Consider the following 20,905-nt stretch of genomic DNA (forward strand, 5'->3'; position numbering starts at 1 on the left):
CCTGTGGGCTTGAGGGGGTGCTGTGCGCACGGGGCGCGGCAGCGCCCGGCCGGCTAGCCGACCCGGACGTACGTCGAGATCGAGATGAGGTTCTCACCCACCTTCATGATGTGGCCCTTGATCTTGATCCCGTCGATGGTGACGTACAGCTTCTGCAAGCCTTCCATGCTCCCGCCCGCGCCCATGTGCTCCAGCGTCTTGAGGATCAGGGCCTTCTCGATCTGGTCGGCCGTCAGGTGCGTGGTGCTCAGCGCCTCGAAGGCCTGCTCGCCCTTGCGGTAGGAGTGGGCCCGGTGGAAACCGTGACCGGTGTTGATCGTCCACTGCCAGCCGCCGGCCGACATCGCCCGCTTCATGTTGACGACGGCTTCGGTGGCCGCCGTGGTGGTGGTGTACGCGCCGAACTCCACGTGCGCGCTCACCTGGGCGATCGGCTTGAGCCGGGCCAGCGTCTGGACGGCAGCGGCCGTCGCGCGGAAGTAGCCGCCGAGGCCGATCGCCACCTTGGTCACTGCCACCGCGACCTGGGGGATCTTCAGTACGAGGGCGCCGACGAGGACCACGTTCAGCGCCGTCCACAGGCAGCTCTCCACGTCCCCGGAGGAGAAGCACTTCTTCGCGGCCGTGACTCCCAGGACGTCGAGGAGGATCTGGCCGCCGTTCTCGATCACCCAGTCGATGACGTCCTTGTTGGCCGCCTCCAGAGCGGCCTTGTACTCGTCCACGCAGGCCTGGCCACAGGCCTTGCGCAGCGCCTCCTCCTGGGTGAGGTTCAGGTCCGCACCGCCGTATCCCGGACCGCCGTTGGACTTTGCGGCGGCGAGCTGGGCCGCGCGCTGCTCCTCCTGCCACTTGCGGAGGGCCTCTTCGGCCCGGTCCGCCGACGCGTCCGCGTCCTTGGCGGACTGCTGGGCGTTAGCCGCGGCACCTTCCGCGGCCTTCGCGTCCGACTCGGCCTTGGTGGCCGCGCCGTTCGCGGCGTCGGAGTCCTTCTTGGCCGCGTTCGCGGCGGTACGCGCGTTGGCGGCGCTCTTCTCCGCCTCGGTGGCCTCGCTGTTGGCGGCGGCGGCCTCGCTCGCCGCGTCCCGCGAGGCGTTGCCGGCGAGGACGACCTCGGCACCGGCCTGGGAGTTGTACTCCGTGGCCTTGGTCTCCGCGGCCTTGGCGGCCGCCGCTGCCTTGGCCGCCGTGGCGGCGGAGGCACGGGCGGCGGCGACCGATTTCAGAGCCGCGGCGGTGTCGGCCGCCGCTGCGGCGGAAGCCTGGGCGGCGAGCTTGGCGTCACCGGTGGCCTTGTCGGCCAGCGCCTTGGCGGCGGCCGCTGCCTTGGTGGCCTCGTCGGACTTCGCGGTGGCCGCCGCCGCCTGCTGCTCGGCGAGCGACTTGGCGGACTGCCCCACCAGGACGGCGAAGGCGGCGGCGGAGTCGGACTCCCGGTACGGGGTGCCGGTCGCGATGGCGGTATTGGCCGGCTTCACGGCTTCCGCCGCCGAGTCGCGGGCGGCCGCGGCCGCCTGGGCGGTCGCGTAGGCGTGTCCGGCGGTGACGGCCGACCAGGCCGAGGTCTTCTCGGCCTCGTCCTGGGCCGCGGCCGCCTCCTTCTTGGCCTGGGCCGAGGCGGCCTGGGCCTTCTTGGCCTCCGCCTCCGCCTTCACGGCGTTCGCGGAGGCGGCGTCCGAGGCGTCGATCGCCTCGGCGGCCGCGGCGTGAGCCGTCTGGGCGGCGGCGTAGCTGGTCCACCACTGCGCGTTCGCGTTCTCGTACGCGGCCTGCGAGCGGGCGGCGGCGCCCTCCGCCCGGGTGGCGGCGGCACGGGCCTCGACGGCGGCGGATCCCGCCTCGTCGGCGGCCGTGCGGGCCCGGTCCGCCGCGCCCTTGGCGGTGTTGGCCGCGGTGCGGGCCTCCGTCGCGGCCTTGCGGCTGTCCCCGGCGGCGGCGGTGCCCTCGGCGGCGGCAGCCGCCGACTCCAGGGCCGCGGCGCGGGCGTCCTTGGCCCGCAGGTCGCGCTCCGCCTGCGCGGCCGCGTCACGGGCGAGGGCCGCCCGTTGCTCGGCGGCTTCGGCGGCGTCCAGCTTGTCCGCGGCGGTCGAGCCGGCGGTCTCCGCAGCGGTACGGGCCTTGGCCGCCGCCTCGCGCTCGGTGGTGGCGCGCTTCTCGGCCGCCAGCGCCTTGTTCCGCTCCGCCGTGGCCTTGGCGTGCTCGGCCTTGGCGACGTCACGTTCCTGCTCGGCCTTGATCCGCTGGGCCTTCGCGTTGTCCGCGGCCGTCTTCGCCGCGTCCCGGGCGGTTTCGGCCTTGGTCTGCGCCGCCTTCGCCTTGGTGGCGTTGTCCGCGGCTTCCTTGGCCTGGGCGGCGGCGGACTCGGCGGCGGCCTTCGCCTGGGCGGCGGCCTCCTGCGCCGCGACGCGGCGGAACTCGGTGTTCATGGCGTGCGACTGGGTCTGCGCCAGGGCGTAGAGGGTCTTGCTGTCCGCTACGGTCGCCTTGGCGGCGTTCGACGCGGTCTCGGCGGCCTTCGCGGCGGCTTCGGCAGCCGCGGCCGAGGCCTTGGTGACCTGGACGGACTGCTGCGCGAACAGCAGTCCGCGGCCCCGCGGAGCCTTTGCCGCGTCTGCGAGGGCCCACGCCGTGGTCTGTGCCGTGCCGGCCTTGGCCGACGCCGCCTTGGCGGCCGCCGAGGCGGTCGCGGCGACCTTCGCCTGGTCGGCTGCCCTGGTACGGGCAGCGGCCAGGTCCTTGTTCGCCTGGGTGAAGACGGACGCGGCGGGACGGCCGGAGGCGTTGGCCGGCTGGCCGGCCCAGTACTTCTGCCAGGTCAGGATCTGGTCGGCGAGCCATGCCTGCCCGAGCGACTCGATCATGGCCTCGGTGGCCTTGCGGGCTTCGCCGGCGGCGGTGACCTCGGCGTTGACGATCTCGTTTCGCGGAGCGGCCTGAGTGGCGTACTCCTGCTCCCACTCCATGTGCGCGGTGACGACGATCGGCGACATGACGCGATAGAAGTCCACCGGGTTGCGGCTGTCGCAGGCGCCCCATGAGGCCTTCAGCGCTTCGACCTCGAGGCGGAACTCGACGGAGCCCTCGGGGGGCGCCTGCTTCATGTAGCCGCCGAGCCGCAGGTAGCGGGCCACGTCGCTGCCCGTGGTGATGCCGAGCGTGTCACCGAGCAGGTCCTTGGTGACGAAGTCGTTGTTGAGGTCCTGGCCCTTCAGCTCTTCGGCGAGGGCCTTGGCCTTGTCGAGGGCGGCCTTGGAAGGCGTCGAGTGGCCGTCTCCGCCGAGCTGGTAGTACAGGGCGCGCTGGGGGCCCAGGGTGAAGGCGACGATGTCCTCGTCGAACTTCGGGGCGTACTGCGGGATCCCCGCCTTGGTGCCGGACTCCCAGTACGGGTAGTTCGCCTTCTCCCAGCGCTCCCGCCGTTCGGCGGACTCGACGGGTGAGCCCTCGCGGGAGTCCCGGTCCTTGAGCATCGCTTCGTACAGCGGGTACTGGCCCGTCTGCGGGTCCATGGCGGTGGCGGCGTTGAGTTCCGCCGTCGTACCCGCGAGGGCCTTGGAGGCGACCTTCTTCATTTCCGGGCCGCCGATGTGCAGGGCGAAGCCCGCCGCGCACCGGTCCCTGCGCGGGTCCGAGCCGAGACTGATGGGCCGGTACTGCGGTTCGTCGTCCGGCGGAATCTCAACGGCCGACGCGGGAGCGGCACTGATGAGGCCGGCCAGCAGGGCTGCGCTGGTGGCGAGAGCGGTACCGGCCAGCCCTCGCCGGACCGCTGCTCGGACGCCGGCACTCCTGCGCCGCAGGAGGGTGGTTCGTTGCACGTGCTTGTTGCCTGTCTTCAGGGGTTCTGGTCAGCCCGAAGGAAGGCGCGCGTACGTAAGGCCGTGCCGACGCGGCATGCGGCGGCGGCACGGTGGAGCAGAAATGGTCGATTCCCCCCTGTGCACGGGTCAGGTGCACAACCCCGTTCGCCTTCCCCCCAAGGCGGTTCGAGCGTTTCACGATCGGGTTACCGTCGGTAGTGCGTTTTAGGCCACACCCCCTGGGTTTCGGCCGAAACTACCGGCCGGTAGTCACGGGCGACGGAAAACACCGAGGGCGGCACCCCGCGTCTGCGGGGTGCCGCCCTCGGTCTCTGTGCGGCAGAGTCGGGCCGTCGGGCCGTCAGGCCGTCCGGGTTCAGGCGGGGGTGCCGCCCAGGTGGTGGACGCGGACCATGTTGGTCGTGCCCGGGACGCCGGGGGGCGAGCCGGCCGTGATGATCATGGTGTCGCCCGGGTTGAAGCGCTGGAGCTTCAGGACCTCGCCGTCCACCAGGTCGACCATCGCGTCGGTGCTGTCGGCGTGCGGGACGACGGCCGACTCCACGCCCCAGCTCAGGGTGAGCTGGTTGCGGGTGTTCACGTCCGTCGTGAACGCCAGGATCGGCTGCTGGGCGCGGTAGCGAGACAGGCGGCGGGCGGTGTCGCCGGACTGGGTGAAGGCGACCAGGGCCTTGCCGTCCAGGAAGTCCGCGATCTCGCAGGCCGCGCGGGCGACGGAGCCGCCCTGGGTGCGCGGCTTCTTGCCCGGGACCAGCGGCTGGAGGCCCTTGGCGAGGAGCTCCTCCTCGGCCGCCGTGACGATCTTCGACATCGTCTTGACGGTCTCGATCGGGTAGGCGCCCACCGAGGACTCGGCGGACAGCATGACCGCGTCGGCGCCGTCGAGGATGGCGTTGGCGACGTCGGACGCCTCCGCGCGGGTCGGGCGGGAGTTGGTGATCATCGACTCCATCATCTGGGTCGCGACGATCACCGGCTTGGCGTTGCGGCGGCACATCTCGATGAGCCGCTTCTGGACCATCGGGACCTTTTCGAGCGGGTACTCGACGGCCAGGTCGCCGCGGGCCACCATGACCGCGTCGAAGGCCGCGACGACGGCCTCCATGTTCTCGACGGCCTGGGGCTTCTCCACCTTGGCGATGACGGGGACCCGGCGGCCCTCCTCGTCCATGACGCGGTGGACGTCCTTGACGTCGTTGGCGTCGCGGACGAAGGACAGCGCGACCATGTCGCAGCCCATGCGGAGGGCGAAGCGCAGGTCGTCGATGTCCTTCTCCGACAGGGCGGGGACGTTCACGGCGGCACCCGGCAGGTTGATGCCCTTGTGGTCCGAGATGACACCGCCCTCGATGACGATGGTCCTGACCCGCGGGCCGTCGACCTCGGTCACCCGGAGCTCGACGTTGCCGTCGTTGATCAGGACCTGGTCACCCTTGGCGACGTCGCCCGGGAGGCCCTTGTAGGTGGTGCCGCAGATGGACTTGTCGCCCGGGACGTCCTCGGTGGTGATGGTGAACTCGTCACCGCGCACCAGCTCGACGGGACCCTCGGCGAAGGTCTCCAGACGGATCTTGGGGCCCTGGAGGTCGGCGAGGACGCCGACCGCGCGCCCGGTGTCCTCGGAGACCTTCCGGACGCGGTCGTACCGCTCCTGGTGTTCTGCCTGGGACCCGTGGCTGAAGTTGAATCGGGCCACGTTCATACCTGCCTCGATGAGTGCTTTCAGCTGCTCATACGAGTCGACGGCGGGGCCCAGCGTGCAGACGATTTTGGAACGGCGCATGAAGCGGATCCTATCCGTTTGTTTCGTAGCGGAATATTCCGTCTGGCGGAAAGTCCAAGTGACTACTGGGTAACCAGCGCGTACGCCTGGGAGGCGATCTCCAGCTCCTCATCGGTCGGGACCACCGCCACCGCCACCCGCGCGTAGTCCGGGGAGATCAGCCGGGGCTCCGGGGAGCGCGCGGCGTTCGCCTCCAGGTCCAGCGCGAGGCCCAGCTCCTCCAGGCCGGCGACCGCCGCCTCCCGCACGGCGGAGGCGTTCTCGCCGACGCCCGCCGTGAACACCACCGCGTCCACCCGGCCCAGGACCGCCGTGTACGCGCCGATGTACTTCTTCAGGCGGTGGACGTACGCCGCCAGCGCGAGCCGGGCCGACTCGTCGCCCTCGCCCGCTCGCCGCGTCACCTCGCGCATGTCGTTGTCGCCGCACAGACCCAGCAGACCGCTCTTCTTGTTGAGCAGCGAGTCGATCTCGTCGACGGAGAGACCGCCCACCCGCGCCAGGTGGAAGATCACCGCCGGGTCCAGGTCGCCGGAGCGGGTCCCCATGACCAGGCCCTCCAGCGGGGTCAGGCCCATGGAGGTCTCCACGCAGACCCCGCCCCGCACGGCCGAGGCGGAGGCGCCGTTGCCCAGGTGCAGGACGATGACGTTCACGTCCTCCACCGGCCTGCCGAGCAGCGCCGCCGCCGTCCGCGAGACGTAGGCGTGGGAGGTGCCGTGGAAGCCGTACCGCCGGATGGCGTACTTCTCGGCGGTCGCCGCGTCGATCGCGTACCGGGCCACGTGCTCCGGCATCGTCGAGTGGAAGGCGGTGTCGAAGACGGCCACCTGCGGCAGGTCCCCGCGCAGCTCGCGCGCCACCTCGATGCCGGTCACGTTCGCCGGGTTGTGCAGCGGGGCCAGCGGGATCAGGCTGCGGATCTCCGCGAGCACCTCGTCGTCGATGACCGTCGGCTGCGTGAAGCGGGTCCCGCCGTGCACCACCCGGTGGCCCACGGCCACGAGTTCGGGGGAGTCCAGGCCCAGCCCGTCGGCCGCCAGCTCCGCCGCGACCGCCCGCAGGGCCGCGCCGTGGTCGGCGATCGGGCCGAGCCGCTCGCGCTTGCCGCCCTCGGCGCCCGGCCCGGTGAGCGGCTCGTGCACGAGGCGGGAGGTCTCCTCGCCGATGCGCTCCACCAGGCCGGCGGCGAGGCGGGAGCGGTCGGCCATGTCGAGCAGCTGGTACTTCACGGACGAGGAACCGGAGTTGAGGACGAGTACGCGCGTTGCGGTCACGGTGGGGGGTCTTTCCTTCGGGTGTCGTGGGGGGATCACTGGGACTGTGACTGTGACTGTGACTGGGGCCGGGACTGCGACTGCGCCTGGATCGCGGTGATCGCCACCGTGGTGACGATGTCCTGGACCAGCGCGCCGCGCGAGAGGTCGTTGACCGGCTTGCGCAGGCCCTGGAGCACCGGGCCGACCGCGACGGCTCCGGCCGAACGCTGCACCGCCTTGTACGTGTTGTTGCCCGTGTTCAGGTCCGGGAAGATCAGCACGCTCGCGCGGCCGGCCACCTCGGAGCCGGGCAGCTTGGTCGCGGCGACCGAGGGCTCCACGGCGGCGTCGTACTGGATCGGGCCCTCGATGAGCAGGTCCGGGCGCTGCGCGCGGACGGCCTCGGTGGCCTTGCGGACCTTCTCCACGTCCGCGCCGGAGCCGGAGGTGCCGGTGGAGTACGAGAGCATCGCGATGCGGGGGTCGACGCCGAAGGCGGCGGCGGTGGCCGCCGACTGCACGGCGATGTCGGCCAGCTGGGCGGCGTCGGGGTCCGGGTTGACGGCGCAGTCGCCGTAGACGAGGACCTGGTCGGCCAGGCACATGAAGAAGACGGAGGAGACGATCGAGGCCTCGGGCTTGGTCTTGATGATCTCGAAGGCGGGTCGGATGGTGGCGGCGGTGGAGTGCACCGAGCCGGAGACCATGCCGTCGGCCAGGCCCTCCTGGACCATCAGGGTGCCGAAGTAGTTGACGTCGGTGACCACGTCGTGGGCCAGCTCGACGGTCATGCCCTTGTGCGCGCGGGCCTTGGCGTAGTACTCGGCGAACCGTTCCCGCAGGGGGGAGGTCGCCGGGTCGATCAGCTGCGCGGCCGAGATGTCGACGCCCAGGTCGCCGGCCTTCTTCAGGATGGCCTGCTCCTCGCCCAGCAGGGTCAGGTCGCACACCCCCCGGCGCAGCACCACGTCCGCGGCGCGCAGCACGCGCTCCTCGGTGCCCTCGGGGAGCACCACGCGGCGCCGCTCGGAGCGGGCCCGCTCCAGCAGCTCGTGCTCGAACATCATCGGGGTGACGCGCTCCGAGCGGGCCACCGAGAGCAGTCCGCGCAGTTCGGCGGTGTCCACGTGCCGCTCGAAGAGGCCGAGCGCGGTCTCCAGCTTGCGCGGGGTCGCGGAGTTCAACCGGCTCTGCAGCGAGAAGAGTTCGGCGGCGGTCGGGAAGCTGTTGCCGGCCACCGAGACCACCGGGGTGCCGGGGGCGAGCTTCGAGGCGAGGGTGAGGACCTCCTGGGACGGGCGCTCGTTCAGGGTCAGCAGCACGCCCGCGATCGGCGGGGTGCCCGAGGCGTGCGCGGCGAGCGCCCCCACCACGAGGTCGGCCCGGTCCCCGGGGGTGACGACGAGGCAGCCGGGGGTCAGGGCGTTCAGGAAGTTGGGCAGCATGGCGCCGCCGAAGACGAAGTCCACGGCGTCGCGGGCGAGCCCGGCGTCGTCGCCGAGGAGCACCTCGCCGCCGAGCGCCCGGGTGATCTGGGCGACGGTGGGGGCGGACAGGTTCTTGTCGTCGGGCAGGACGTAGCAGGGCACGGGGAGGCGGGCGGCCAGCCGCTCGGCTATCGCGTCGCGGTCCTCGGGGGCCACCCGGTTGACGACCATCGCCACGACGTGGCAGCCCAGGCTCGCGTAGGCCCGGTGGGCGTTGCGCGCCTCGGCGCGCACGGCATCGGCGGGCTGCTTGGTGCCGCCGACGACGGGGACGACGACCGCGCCCAGCTCGTTGGCGAGGCGGGCGTTCAGCGCGAGCTCGTCGGGCAGGTTGGTCTCGGCGTAGTCGGTGCCGAGCACCAGCATGACCTCGTAGTCCCGGGCCACCCGGTGGTAGCGGTCGACGAGCCGGGAGACCAGCTCGTCGGTGCCCTTCTCGGCGAGGATCGCGGAGGCCTCGTGGTACTCCATGCCGTATGCCGTCGCGGCGTCCTGGTCGAGGCGGTAGCGGGCCCTGAGCAGGTCGAAGAGCCGGTCCGGCGCGTCGTGCAGAAGGGGGCGGTACACGCCGACCCGGCCCGTCTGGCGGGTCAGGAGCTCCATGATGCCCAGCTCGACGACCTGCCGGCCGTCTCCCCGCTCGATACCGGTCACGTACACGCTGCGCGTCACGCGTGCTCTCCGTCCCATGCAGTGGATCTCTTATTGGTGTGCCTCGACCCCTTGACAATACCTCCGCCAGTGGATAGGGCGCCCCCGGGAAAAAGTCCAGGTCGGAGGGACGAAAGGCCTGGTGGGTGGAGCGGTGCCGAGCGCGCACGCCTCCCGGAACATGGAACAATCGGACAGGCGTCATCAAATACGCCCTTCATATGTACGGCAGGAGACACAGCACGATGCGTATCGGAGTTCTCACCGCAGGCGGCGACTGCCCGGGCCTGAACGCTGTCATCCGGTCGGTCGTACACCGTGCCCTGGTCGGACACGGGGACGAGGTCATCGGCTTCGAGGACGGCTTCAAGGGCCTCCTCGACGGCCACTACCGTCCCCTCGACATCAACGCCGTCAGCGGCATCCTGGCCCGCGGCGGCACCATCCTCGGCTCGGCGCGCATGGAGCGCGCGCGGCTGCACGAAGCCGCCGAGAACGCCCACGAGCTGGCCCGGCGTTACGGCGTCGACGCGCTGATCCCGATCGGCGGCGAGGGCACGCTGACGGCCGCCCGGATGCTCTCGGACGCGGGGATGCCGGTGGTCGGCGTACCGAAGACCATCGACAACGACATCTCCTGCACCGACCGGACCTTCGGCTTCGACACCGCCGTCACGGTCGCCACCGAGGCCATCGACCGCCTCAAGACCACCGCCGAGTCCCACCAGCGCGTGATGGTGGTCGAGGTCATGGGCCGTCACGCGGGCTGGATCGCCCTGGAGTCCGGCATGGCCGGCGGCGCCCACGGCATCTGCCTGCCCGAGCGCCCCTTCGAGGTGGACGCCCTGGTGAAGATGGTGGAGGAGCGGTTCGCCCGCGGGAAGAAGTTCGCCGTGGTCTGTGTCGCGGAGGGCGCGCACCCGGCCGCCGGCTCCATGCCCTACGAGAAGGGCGCCATCGACCAGTACGGCCACGAGCGCTTCGCCGGCATCGGCAACCGGCTGGCCATCGAGCTGGAGCACCGCCTCGGCAAGGAGGCCCGCCCGGTCATCCTGGGCCACGTCCAGCGCGGCGGCGTCCCCACCGCGTACGACCGCGTCCTCGCCACCCGCTTCGGCTGGCACGCCGTCGAGGCCGTGCACCGCGGGGAGTTCGGAAAGATGACCGCCCTGCGCGGCACCGACATCGTGATGGCCCCGCTGGCCGAGGCCGTCACCGAGCTCAAGACCGTCCCCGAGCACCGGATGTACGAGGCCGAGTCCGTCTTCTGACCGGCCGGACGGCCCGCCCGGGCGGGCCGGACGTCCCCGGTTTCCCGCCGAACGGCCCGGGGCGCGCATCCCCCGGGCGGCGCGCCCGGGGCCGTCGTGCGTCCGGCGCGGTGCGGTGCGGCGTTTCAGGCGCCGCCGGCCAGGGACCAGAACCGGTCCGTGATCTCCGCGAGGAACTCCCGCCCGGCGTCGCCGGTGCCGGCCGCGCCCTCGGCGCCGCCCCAGCCGAGGGTGGCCACCATCCGCGACTGGTAGTCGTTGTAGAGGTGCTCCAGGACCCGCTCCAGGTGGGCCTTGGGCACCGGCAGCAGCTTGCCCAGCGGTTTCACGTAGGCCTGCCAGCGGGTGGTCGCCGCGCTGCGCAGCAGGTCGGCGAGCTCCTCGTGCTTGCCGGTGGCCGTCACGAACTGCGCGAGGCTGAGGCCGAGCACGGAGGCGAGGGCGGCGGACTGGCGTTCGTTGCCCTTCCAGCGCCCGCTCTCCTCCATCTTCCGGTACGCGTTCCCCTCGACCCCGATCCGGCGGGCCAGGTCCTCGGGGTCCAGGCCCCGGGCGATGCGGTGCTCCCGCAGGGTGACGGGCTCGGCCAGCAGCTCCCCGGGGGAGCACCAGAGCACGCCGGCCAGGGCCGTGAGCTCGGCGGAGGTGGGCGACTGCTCGCCCCGCTCCCAGGCCATCACGGTCTCTGGTGCGACGAGCAGTCCGTACTGGGCCCGCAGGCCGTAGGCGACGTGACCGGGCGCCATGCCCAGGGCCGCGCGCAGGCGACGCGCGGCGGGGGCATTGAAAGGTGGGCTGGAGTGCACAGGGCACACCGTAGAAGTGGCCGACCTGCGACGACTACAGACTATTCAAACAAGCCCATAACTCGTAGGAAAGTCCTATGGAGTTCATGACTTTGGGCGGTTTTCCCGGCGACCGTCCGGTAATCGGGCCATAGGAAGATCCATTTATGGGCGTAGGGCCAGCGTACGGATCAGGCCACTCCATTTCAGGTGACCGGCGAAGCCCGGAGGGTGATCCCGGTCACATGACGTGAACCGGTCCGGCCCGCCGTCCGTGATCCATGTCGGGGGCCCTCGCATACGGGGGTGGCGAGGGCCCCGCCCTTCCCTTGACGTCGGCGTCAAGGAATACGGTCGGGCCATGCGCATCGGCGAACTGGCGAGGCGGGCCGGGACCAGCACCCGGACGCTCAGGTACTACGAGTCACGCGGCCTGCTCACGGCCCGGCGGACCGGCAACGGCTACCGCGACTACGACGAGGACGACCTGCGCCTGCTGCGCCAGATCCGGACCCTCCAGGACTTCGGCTTCGAACTGGAGGAGACCCGGCCGTTCGTCGAGTGCCTGCGCGCCGGCCACCCGGCCGGGGACGCCTGCCCGGCCTCGCTCGCGGTCTACCGCCGCAAGCTCGCCGAGCTGGACGGCCTGATCGGCCAGCTGGCCGACGTCCGCGACCAGGTGGCCCGCCAGCTCGCGGCGGCCGAGGAGGCCGCCGGGCAGGTCGCGCCGCGCTGCGAGATGACCGGCTGACGAGAACCGGCTGACGAGAACCGGCTGACGAGAGGGGAACGAGATGATCCACGCCAAGGGTGTGGCCGAAGTGACCGACGCCGACTTCGAGGCGCGGGTGCTGGCCGAACGGGGCCGGCCCGTCCTGGTGGAGTTCACCGCGGACTGGTGCGGCCCCTGCCGCCAGCTCGCCCCGGTGCTCTCCGCCGTGGCCGCCGAGCGGGCGGACCGCCTCACGGTGGTCCAGATCGACGCGGACAGCAACCCCGCGACCGTCACGCGCTACGGGGTGCTGTCCATGCCGACCATGCTCCTCTTCCGCGACGGGGAACCCGTACGGCAGATCACCGGCGCCCGGCCCAGGCGCCGGCTGCTTCAGGAGCTCGACGAGGCGCTCGCCCCCGTCACGGCCTGAGCCAGACCGTCGCCATCGGCGGGAGCGTCATCCGCAGGCTCGCCGCACGCCCCTGGGCCGGAACCGGCTCCGGGCGCAGCGGCCGGGCGTGGTGGACGCCGCTCCCGCCGTACTCCTCCAGGTCGGTGTTGAGGACCTCCCGCCACAGCGGCACCTCCTCCGGCACCCCGATCCTGTAGCCGTGCCGGACCACGGGGGAGAAGTTCGACACGCACAGCAGCTGCGATCCGTCCTGCGCGTACCGCAGGAACGCGAACACGTTGTCCTCGGCGGCGTCCGCCTCCACCCACGCGAACCCCTCCGGCACCGCGTCCCGCTCCCACAGCGCGGGAGCCGCCGTGTACGCGCGGTTCAGGTCGCGCACCAGGTTCCGCACCCCCCGGTGGTCGCCGGCCGCCGGATAGGAGGAGTCCAGCAGCCACCAGTCCGGCCCGTACGCCTCCGACCACTCCGAACCCTGCGCGAACTCCTGCCCCATGAACAGCAGCTGCTTGCCCGGGTGGGCCCACATGAAGCCCAGGTAGGCGCGGTGCGTGGCCCGCTGCTGCCACCAGTCGCCCGGCATCTTCGACACCAGCGAGCGCTTCCCGTGCACCACCTCGTCGTGCGAGATCGGCAGCACGTAGTTCTCGCTGAACGCGTACACCATCCCGAAGGTCATGTCGTGGTGGTGGTACTTGCGGTGCACCGGCTCCTTCGACACGTAGCGCAGCGTGTCGTGCATCCATCCCATGTTCCACTTCAGGCCGAAGCCCAGCCCGCCGGAGTCCGTCGGCCGCGTGACCCCGTCCCAGGCCGTCGACTCCTCCGCGATCGTCACCACCCCCGGGCAGCGCCGGTAGACCACCGCGTTCATCTCCTGGAGCAGCGCCACGGCGTCCAGGTCCTCGCGGCCGCCGTGCTCGTTCGGCGACCAGTCGCCCTCGTCGCGCGAGTAGTCCAGGTACAGCATCGAGGCCACCGCGTCCACGCGCAGCCCGTCGACGTGGAACTCCTGGCACCAGTAGACGGCGTTGGCCACCAGGAAGTTGCGGACCTCCTTGCGCCCGTAGTCGAACTCCAGCGTCCCCCAGTCCGGGTGCGCGGCCCGGCGCGGGTCCTGGTGCTCGTACAGCGGACGCCCGTCGAACTCGGCGAGCGCCCAGTCGTCGCGCGGGAAGTGCGCCGGCACCCAGTCGACGATCACCCCGATCCCGGCCCGGTGCAGCGAGTCCACCAGCAGCCGGAAGTCGTCCGGGGTGCCCATCCGCGAGGTGGGCGCGTAGAAGCCGGTGACCTGGTAGCCCCAGGAGCCGCCGAAGGGGTGCTCGGCGACCGGCATGAACTCCACGTGCGTGAAGCCGAGTTCCTTCACGTACGCCGGCAGCTGGTCGGCCAGCTGGCGGTACGTGAGCCCCGGCCGCCAGGACGCCAGGTGCAGCTCGTACACCGACAGCGGCGCCTGGTGCGGGGCGCGGGCGCCGCGCGTGGCCATCCACTCGGCGTCCTGCCACACGAACCGCGAGGCCGTGACCACCGAGGCGTTCGCCGGCGGGACCTCCGCGTACTGCGCCATCGGGTCGGCGCGCAGGGTGTGGCTGCCGTCCGGACGGGTGATGTCGTACTTGTACAGGGTGCCCTCGCCCACGCCGGGCAGGAACAGCTCCCACACCCCGCTCGCCCCGAGCGAGCGCATCGGGTAGGCCACCGAGTCCCAGTAGGAGAAGTCCCCGGTGACCCGCACCCCCCGGGCGTTCGGCGCCCACACCGTGAATCGGGTGCCGGCGACGCCCTGGTGCTCCATCGGCCGGGCGCCCAGCGCCGTCCACAGCTCCTCGTGCCGGCCCTCGCCGATCAGGTGCAGGTCCAGGTCCCCGAGGGCGGGCAGGAACCGGTACGGGTCGTGGACCTCGATCTCGTCGCTGTCGTACGTCACCAGCAGCCGGTAGTCCGGCACCCCGGTCAGCGGCAGCAGCCCGGAGAACAGCCCGTCCCCGTCGTCGAACAGCTCGGCCCGCAGCCCCTTCGCCACGATGGTGACGGCCTTCGCGTACGGGCGCAGCACCCGGAAGGCCACGCCGCCCCGCTGCGCGCGGGCGCCCAGCAGCGCGTGCGGGTCGTGGTGGCGGCCCTCCAGCAGCCGGGCCCGTTCCCCCGCGTCCAGCGCGGGCGCCGGCCGGACGCCGTGCGGCGGGGCGGCGCGGCGGGCGCGTGGCGCGCGGGTCCGCTTCGCGGGTTCGGGTACGGCTGCGGCTTCCTCGCGGACGGTCGGTGACGGCTGTCGTGCGGCGCTCACGCGAGCGGCCTCCTCGGGGGCTTCGGGTGGGGGGTCGGGGTGGTGCCGGGAGCCGGCGGGGGCATGCGGTGTGCCGGCCGCTGGGGTTCCGACAGCCGGCGGATCGCGGCCATCGGGACGTGCAGCCAGTCGGGGCGGTGCCGGGACTCGTACCGGGCCTCGTACACCGCCTTGTCGGTCTCGTACGCGCGCAGCAGCACCGGGTCCTCGCGCGGGTCACGGCCGGTGGTGCGGGCGTAGCCCTCGCAGAACGCGGCCCGGCAGGCGTCCGCCCAGGCGGGGGCGAAGGGCCGGTGCGAGCGGGCGGCGTAGTCGAAGGAGCGCAGTATCCCGGCGATGTCCCGGACCGCCGGCTCGGGGCGGCGGCGGTCGGCGAGCGGCCGGGCGGGCTCCCCCTCGAAGTCGATCAGCGCCCAGCTGCCGTCGGCGGTGCGCAGGGTCTGGCCCAGGTGCAGGTCCCCGTGGATGCGCTGGGCGGGGACCCCGGCGCCCCGGGAGGCGGCCAGCGCGTCGAAGGCGCCGCGCAGCCCGGCCTCGTACGGCTGGAGCGCGGGCACCTCGCGGCAGGTGGCGGCGAGCCGGGCGGTCATCCCGGCGGCGAGCCGGGCGGTCTGCTCGGGACCGAGGGCCAGGGTGGGCAGTGCGGTCGCGAGGGCGCTGTGCACCTCGGCGGTGGCCCGGCCCAGCGCGTGCGCCTCGGCGGTGAAGTCGGCCCCGGCACCGAGTCTGCGCAGGGCCAGCTGCCAGCCGTCGTCGGAGCCGCGCAGGTAGGGCTGGAGCACGCCCAGGGTCAACGGTTCTCCACCGGGCAGCTCGGCCTCGTACCAGGCGACCGGGGCGGGCACGCGGGCGCAGCCGGCGGCGGCCAGGGCCCTGGGCAGCTCCAGGTCCGGGTTGATCCCGGGGCCGACCCGGCGGAACACCTTGAGGATGTACGAATCCCCGTAGATCAGGGAGGAGTTGGTCTGCTCCCCGGACAGCGGCCGGGGCAGCAGCCCGGCCTGGACCGGGGTGTCCGGGTCCCGGTCAAAGTGGAGCGGGCCCAGCGTCCCGGGGGAGCGCAGCCGTTCCAGCAGCAGGGAGGCGAGCCGGGGGTCGCCCAGCGCCTCGTACACGGCCCGGCCCGCGTAGGGACCGTTCTCGGCGTGCCCGATCAGGGCGGGCGCGAGGGCGGGCGGGAGCGGGGAGGGGCGGATGCCCAGCAGGAGCTGGTAGCAGTCCCCGTCCACGTCGAGCAGCAGGTGCAGCAGGCCGGGGGCGGAGCCCGGCGGCAGCAGTTCGGCCGCCGAGACGGCCTCGATGCGGGCGATGCGGCGCCCCTTGCCGGCGAACCAGCGCTGGGCGGGCAGCCAGTCCCTCAGCATCGGTTCCAGCGCGGCGGTCCCGGCGGTCCCGGCGGGCCCCGGGGCTCCGGCGGTCCCGCCGGCCCGGGCGGGCGTCAGCCGCCTCCGGGCGGATGCAGCCTCCGACATGGCGTCGCGTCCTTTCCCCGGGCCGTCACAGAATGCGCAGAGTGTCCCGGATGCGCGGCAGTTGCTTCTCCGGTATGTGCGTGTGTCGGGTCAGGATGATCCGTACAGGGGCGGGCCGTTGACCCAAAGGAGTGCCCGCCCCGTAGCGGGTCCGTCAGTCGGCGCGCTGGTCGCTGCGGAGCCGGAACCAGTAGAAGCCGTGGCCCGCCAGGGTCAGCAGGTACGGCCACTCGCCGATCGGCGGGAAGCGCACGTCTCCCGTGAGCTCCACCGGGACCCGCCCGTTGAACGACCTCAGGTCCAGTTCGGTGGGCTGCGCGAAGCGGGAGAAGTTGTGCACGCACAGCACCAGGTCGTCCCCGAACTCGCGCAGGAACGCGAGCACCGCCGGGTTGGACGAGGGCAGTTCGGTGTACGAGCCGAGGCCGAAGGCCGGGTTGGCCTTGCGGATCTCGATCAGCCTGCGGGTCCAGTGCAGCAGTGACGAGGGCGACGCCATGGCCGCCTCGACATTGGTGACCTGGTACCCGTGGACCGGGTCCATGATGACCGGCAGGTTCAGCCTGCCCGGATCGCAGGAGGAGAAACCGGCGTTGCGGTCCGGGGTCCACTGCATGGGGGTGCGTACGCCGTCGCGGTCGCCGAGCCAGATGTTGTCGCCCATGCCGATCTCGTCGCCGTAATAGAGCACCGGCGAGCCGGGCAGCGACAGCAGCAGGGCGGTGAACAGCTCCATCTGGTTGCGGTCGTTGTCCAGGAGCGGGGCGAGCCGGCGCCGGATGCCGATGTTGGCCCGCATCCGCGGGTCCTTGGCGTACTCGGCGTACATGTAGTCGCGTTCTTCGTCCGTGACCATTTCGAGGGTGAGCTCGTCGTGGTTGCGCAGGAAGATGCCCCACTGGCAGCCGTCCGGGATCGCCGGGGTCTTGGCCAGGATCTCGGAGACGGGGTAGCGCGACTCTCTTCGCACGGCCATGAAGATGCGCGGCATGACGGGGAAGTGGAACGCCATGTGGCACTCGTCCCCGCCCTTGGCGAAGTCGCCGAAGTAGTCGACGACGTCCTCGGGCCACTGGTTGGCCTCGGCGAGCAGCACGGTGTCCGGGTAGTGCGCGTCGATCTCGGCGCGGACCCGCTTGAGGAGCTCGTGGGTGCGCGGCAGGTTCTCGCAGTTGGTGCCCTCCTCGGCGTAGAGGTAGGGCACGGCGTCGAGGCGGAACCCGTCGATGCCGAGGTCGAGCCAGAACCGCAGCGCCGAGATGATCTCCTCCTGCACGGCCGGGTTCTCGAAGTTGAGGTCCGGCTGGTGCGAGAAGAAGCGGTGCCAGTAGTACTGCTTGCGGACGGGGTCGTAGGTCCAGTTGGAGGTCTCGGTGTCGATGAAGATGATGCGGGCGTCCTGGTACTGCTTGTCGTTGTCGGCCCACATGTAGTAGTCGCCGTAGGGCCCGTCGGGGTCCTTGCGCGACTGCTGGAACCACTCGTGCTGGTCGCTGGTGTGGTTCATGACGAAGTCGATGATCACCCGCATGCCGCGGCTGTGCGCGGCGTCCACGAACTCCACGAAGTCGGCGAGGTCGCCGAACTCGGGCAGCACGGAGGTGTAGTCGGAGACGTCGTAGCCGCCGTCGCGCAGCGGTGAGGCGAAGAACGGCGGAAGCCACAGGCAGTCGACGCCGAGCCACTGGAGGTAGTCCAGCTTGGCGGTGAGCCCCTTGAGGTCACCGACGCCGTCGCCGTTGCTGTCGTGGAAGGAGCGGACCAGGACCTCGTAGAAGACCGCCCGCTTGAACCAGTCGGGGTCGCGGTCCTTGGCGGGGGTGTCCTCGAAGGTGTCGTGGACGGGATCGTTGATCAGCATGTGGTGGGTGACCCTCCGGTGGGCGGGGACGGTCGCAGGGCGGCCAGGACGTGCGCGGGAGTACGGCCCGGTTCCAGGCGCACGTAGTTCGCCCTGCCCCAGTGATAGGTATCGCCGGTGAGCTCGTCGCGCACCGCGAGGGACCCGTGCCAGTCGAGGCCGAGTACCGGCATGTCCAACGAGACCGTCGCCTCCTGGGTGTGGTGCGGATCGAGGTTGACGACCACCAGTACGCAATTGCCGCCGGAGTGCTTCGAATAGGCGATCACCTGTTCGTTGTCGGTCGGGTGGAAGTGGATGTCGCGCAGCTGCTGGAGGGCGGGGTTGCGCCGGCGCAGCCGGTTCAGGGCCGTGATCAGGGGGGCGATCGTACGGCCCTCGCGGTCGGCGGCGGCCCAGTCGCGCGGACGCAGCTCGTACTTCTCGGAGTTCAGGTACTCCTCGCTGCCCTCCCGGACCGGGGTGTTCTCGCAGAGCTCGTAGCCCGCGTAGACGCCCCAGGTGGGGGAGAGGGTGGCGGCGAGGACCGCCCGGACCTCGAAGGCGGGCCGGCCGCCCTTCTGGAGGTACTCGTGGAGGATGTCGGGCGTGTTCACGAAGAAGTTCGGCCGCATCACGGACGCCGAGCGGTCGCCGGACAGCTCGGTCAGGTACTCGGTCAGCTCCGCCTTGGTGTTGCGCCAGGTGAAGTACGTGTACGACTGCTGGAAGCCGACGGAGGCGAGCGCGCGCATCATCGCGGGCCGGGTGAAGGCTTCCGCCAGGAAGATCACGTCGGGGTCGGACTTGTTGATCTCCGCGATCACCTTCTGCCAGAACACGACCGGCTTGGTGTGCGGGTTGTCGACCCGGAAGATGCGGACCCCGTGCTCCATCCAGTGCCGCAGGATCCGGACCGTCTCCTCGACGATGCCGGCCATGTCCGCGTCGAAGTGGACCGGGTAGATGTCCTGGTACTTCTTCGGCGGGTTCTCGGCGTACGCGATCGTCCCGTCGGCGCGGTGGCGGAACCACTCCGGGTGCTTCTCCACCCACGGGTGGTCGGGGGAGCACTGGAGGGCGAAGTCGAGGGCGATCTCCATCCGGAGGTCGCGGGCGCGCGCCACGAAGGCGTCGAAGTCCTCCAGGGTGCCGAGCTCGGGGTGGACCGCGTCGTGCCCGCCCTCCGGGGAGCCGATGGCCCATGGCACACCCGGATCCCAACTCCCCGCGGAAAGCGTGTTGTTGGGGCCCTTGCGGTAGGTGGAGCCGATGGGGTGGATCGGCGGCAGGTAGACGACGTCGAAGCCCATCGCGGCAATGGCCGGCAGCCGTTCGGCGGCGGTGCGGAAGGTGCCGTGGACCGGGGCCCTGCCCGGCTCGACCACCGCTCCCTCCGAGCGGGGGAACATCTCGTACCAGGATCCGAAGAGGGCCCGCTTGCGTTCGACGAGCAGCGGCAGCGGCTTGGCGGCCGTGACCAGCTCCCGGTACGGGCGGCGGGCCAGCGCCGCGTCGACCGCGGGTGCGAGCGCCGCCTCGTACCGCAGCGCGGCCGGCCGGTCCTCGTCGCGCATCGCGTCCGCCGCGGCCAGTACGGCCTCGCGGCCGTCCCGCTTGGGGATCTTCGCCGCGGCCCGCTCGTAGAGCTCCGCTCCTTCGAGGAGCGTCAGCCCGGTGTCGAGGCCGGCCGGGATCTTGATGGCGGCGTGGGCCCGCCAGGTGGCGACCGGGTCGCTCCACGCCTCGACGGTGTACGTCCACCTCCCCTCGACCTCGGCGGAGACCCGCGCCCCCCACCGGTCGGTGCCGGGGGCCAGTTCCCGCAACGGCACCGGCGGGCGCAGCCGCCCGCTCGGGTCGCGCAGTACGACATGGGCGGCGACGGCGTCGTGGCCCTCTCGGAACACGGTGGCGGAGATCTCGAAGACCTCGTCCACGACCGCCTTGGCGGGTCTGGCGCCGCAGTCGACGGCGGGGCGGACGTCCAGCACGGGAATGCGACCGATCATGATGGGATCACCTGGGGGCAGTTCGCAGGGCTCGGTGACGGTCCAGCCGGAATCGCGGCTGGTAGTGCACGCTCTGTTCGCTCTGTTTCTAGCCGCTCGGAAGACGGCTGGGCTGCGGGCATGGCCGCTCCTGTCCGCGTTCACTCGGGTGGCGGGGAAAGGTTGTGGGCGGGTGCGCCGTGCGTGTACCGCGTGTACCCGCTCAGCCCTTCCCACTCTCACCCCGCCCAATCCGCACCGTCGGTTAACTACTCGTACGTAGTGGGACGCGGGCGGAGGGGGAACGGCTCGGCCCGGCCCCGCATCCGCCGAGGCTCCGTCAAGTCGGTGAGGATGGACCGATGGACAGCGAAAACACCCTCGTCACGCAGGCCCCCACAGCCCCTCCCGCCCCATGGGGCGGGGCCCCTCAGCCGGTGTTCGGCCTCCCCTGCGGGATGGTGCTGCGGCCCTGGCGCGAAGCCGACGCCCCCGTGCTCGTCACCGCGTACGAGGACCCCGACATCCGGCACTGGAACCGGCCCGCGCCCGAGACCCGGGAGTCGGCGGCGGCCCGCATAGCCCGCTGGAACCGGCGGTGGGAAGAGCGGGCGGCGGCGGTCTGGGCCGTGTCGGCGGAGCCGGCCGCCCCGGCCGTCGGCCTGATCGGGCTCGCCGACTTCGACCCGGAGGGCGCGGCCGCGGAGTTCCTGTACTGGCTGCTGCCGGCCGGGCGCGGGCGGGGCGTCATGCCGCAGGGGGTGGCCGCGGTGGCCGGCTGGGGCTTTCGCGAAGCGGGCCTGCACCGGCAGCGGATCTGCCACTCGGTGGCCAACCCGGCGTCCTGCGCCGTCGCGCTGAAGGCTGGCTTCCCGCTGGAGGGCACCATGCGCGGCGCCCTGCGGCACGCCGACGGCTGGCACGACGAGCACCTGCACGCCCGCCTCGCGACGGACGCCTGACGGACCGGGCGCGGCGGGACCGGGCGCGGCGCGGCGGGGCGGGACCGGGCGCGGCGGGACCGGGCGCCACGGTGCGGGACGGGACGCGACACGAAGGCGCGGGACGGCGCGGTGCGGGAGGCGCCATGGTCGCCGCGCGGTTCCGCGGCTAGCCTTCCGGGAT

General features: G+C 72.0%; 13 protein-coding genes. 4 read left to right on the forward strand and 9 right to left on the reverse strand.

Annotated features, from left to right (window positions below; all coding sequences use genetic code 11):
* Window positions 1-53: 53 nt before the first annotated feature.
* The 4 genes from D1J60_RS24505 to pta all read right to left on the reverse strand — a co-directional run bounded on the left by D1J60_RS24505 (window position 54) and on the right by pta (window position 9,022).
* On the reverse strand, window positions 54-3,818 hold the full coding sequence (locus D1J60_RS24505; RefSeq protein ID WP_125822539.1) for a hypothetical protein: 3,765 nt from the start codon (window positions 3,816-3,818) through the stop codon (window positions 54-56).
* 358 nt (window positions 3,819-4,176) lie between these two features.
* Window positions 4,177-5,604, reverse strand: a complete 1,428-nt coding sequence (pyk, locus tag D1J60_RS24510) for a pyruvate kinase (protein ID WP_125822540.1) — start codon at window positions 5,602-5,604, stop codon at window positions 4,177-4,179.
* 62 nt (window positions 5,605-5,666) lie between these two features.
* Window positions 5,667-6,881 (reverse strand): acetate kinase, encoded by a 1,215-nt coding sequence (locus tag D1J60_RS24515; protein ID WP_125822541.1) that lies wholly within the window; start codon window positions 6,879-6,881, stop codon window positions 5,667-5,669.
* A 35-nt stretch (window positions 6,882-6,916) separates the two neighbouring features.
* Window positions 6,917-9,022 carry a phosphate acetyltransferase gene (gene pta, locus D1J60_RS24520; RefSeq protein ID WP_125596466.1) on the reverse strand — a complete coding sequence of 702 codons (2,106 nt, stop codon included), beginning with the start codon at window positions 9,020-9,022 and terminating at the stop codon, window positions 6,917-6,919.
* A gap of 224 nt (window positions 9,023-9,246) precedes the next feature.
* Here pta and D1J60_RS24525 point away from each other — a divergent pair, with 224 nt between their 5' ends.
* Complete coding sequence (locus tag D1J60_RS24525; RefSeq protein WP_125596469.1) at window positions 9,247-10,272, forward strand: ATP-dependent 6-phosphofructokinase; 1,026 nt, start codon at window positions 9,247-9,249, stop codon at window positions 10,270-10,272.
* A gap of 125 nt (window positions 10,273-10,397) precedes the next feature.
* Here the strand turns inward: D1J60_RS24525 and D1J60_RS24530 are convergent, their stop codons facing one another.
* Entirely contained in the window at window positions 10,398-11,087 is a 690-nt protein-coding gene (locus D1J60_RS24530; RefSeq protein ID WP_125822542.1) for a helix-turn-helix domain-containing protein, read from the reverse strand.
* A gap of 331 nt (window positions 11,088-11,418) precedes the next feature.
* On the opposite strand from D1J60_RS24530, the gene D1J60_RS24535 reads away from it, so the two are divergent.
* Both D1J60_RS24535 and D1J60_RS24540 read left to right on the forward strand, forming a co-directional pair.
* Complete coding sequence (locus D1J60_RS24535) at window positions 11,419-11,808, forward strand: MerR family transcriptional regulator (RefSeq protein ID WP_125822543.1); 390 nt, start codon at window positions 11,419-11,421, stop codon at window positions 11,806-11,808.
* A gap of 43 nt (window positions 11,809-11,851) precedes the next feature.
* The gene (locus tag D1J60_RS24540) at window positions 11,852-12,202 is read left to right on the forward strand and encodes a thioredoxin family protein (protein ID WP_125596478.1); all 351 of its coding nucleotides are present in this window, start codon (window positions 11,852-11,854) and stop codon (window positions 12,200-12,202) included.
* On the opposite strand, the gene glgB is transcribed toward D1J60_RS24540, so the two are convergent.
* The 4 genes from glgB to D1J60_RS24560 form a co-directional block, all read right to left on the reverse strand.
* A complete protein-coding gene (glgB, locus tag D1J60_RS24545; RefSeq protein WP_125822544.1) occupies window positions 12,192-14,477 on the reverse strand; it encodes a 1,4-alpha-glucan branching enzyme in 2,286 nt (761 codons plus the stop codon). The genes D1J60_RS24540 and glgB overlap by 11 nt on opposite strands.
* Window positions 14,474-15,841 carry a phosphotransferase gene (locus tag D1J60_RS24550; protein WP_241253599.1) on the reverse strand — a complete coding sequence of 456 codons (1,368 nt, stop codon included), beginning with the start codon at window positions 15,839-15,841 and terminating at the stop codon, window positions 14,474-14,476. Before D1J60_RS24550 ends, glgB begins: the two co-directional genes overlap by 4 nt.
* A 262-nt stretch (window positions 15,842-16,103) precedes the next feature.
* Window positions 16,104-17,810, reverse strand: a complete 1,707-nt coding sequence (gene treS / locus D1J60_RS24555) for a maltose alpha-D-glucosyltransferase (protein ID WP_125603012.1) — start codon at window positions 17,808-17,810, stop codon at window positions 16,104-16,106.
* Window positions 17,804-19,801, reverse strand: a complete 1,998-nt coding sequence (locus D1J60_RS24560; protein ID WP_125822546.1) for an alpha-1,4-glucan--maltose-1-phosphate maltosyltransferase — start codon at window positions 19,799-19,801, stop codon at window positions 17,804-17,806. The genes treS and D1J60_RS24560 overlap by 7 nt, the downstream gene beginning before the upstream one ends.
* A 341-nt stretch (window positions 19,802-20,142) precedes the next feature.
* On the opposite strand from D1J60_RS24560, the gene D1J60_RS24565 reads away from it, so the two are divergent.
* Window positions 20,143-20,742 carry a GNAT family N-acetyltransferase gene (locus D1J60_RS24565; RefSeq protein ID WP_125822547.1) on the forward strand — a complete coding sequence of 200 codons (600 nt, stop codon included), beginning with the start codon at window positions 20,143-20,145 and terminating at the stop codon, window positions 20,740-20,742.
* Window positions 20,743-20,905 lie beyond the last annotated feature (163 nt).

Source organism: Streptomyces sp. W1SF4 (genome assembly GCF_003950035.1).
GTDB classification, from domain to species: domain Bacteria; phylum Actinomycetota; class Actinomycetes; order Streptomycetales; family Streptomycetaceae; genus Streptomyces; species Streptomyces racemochromogenes.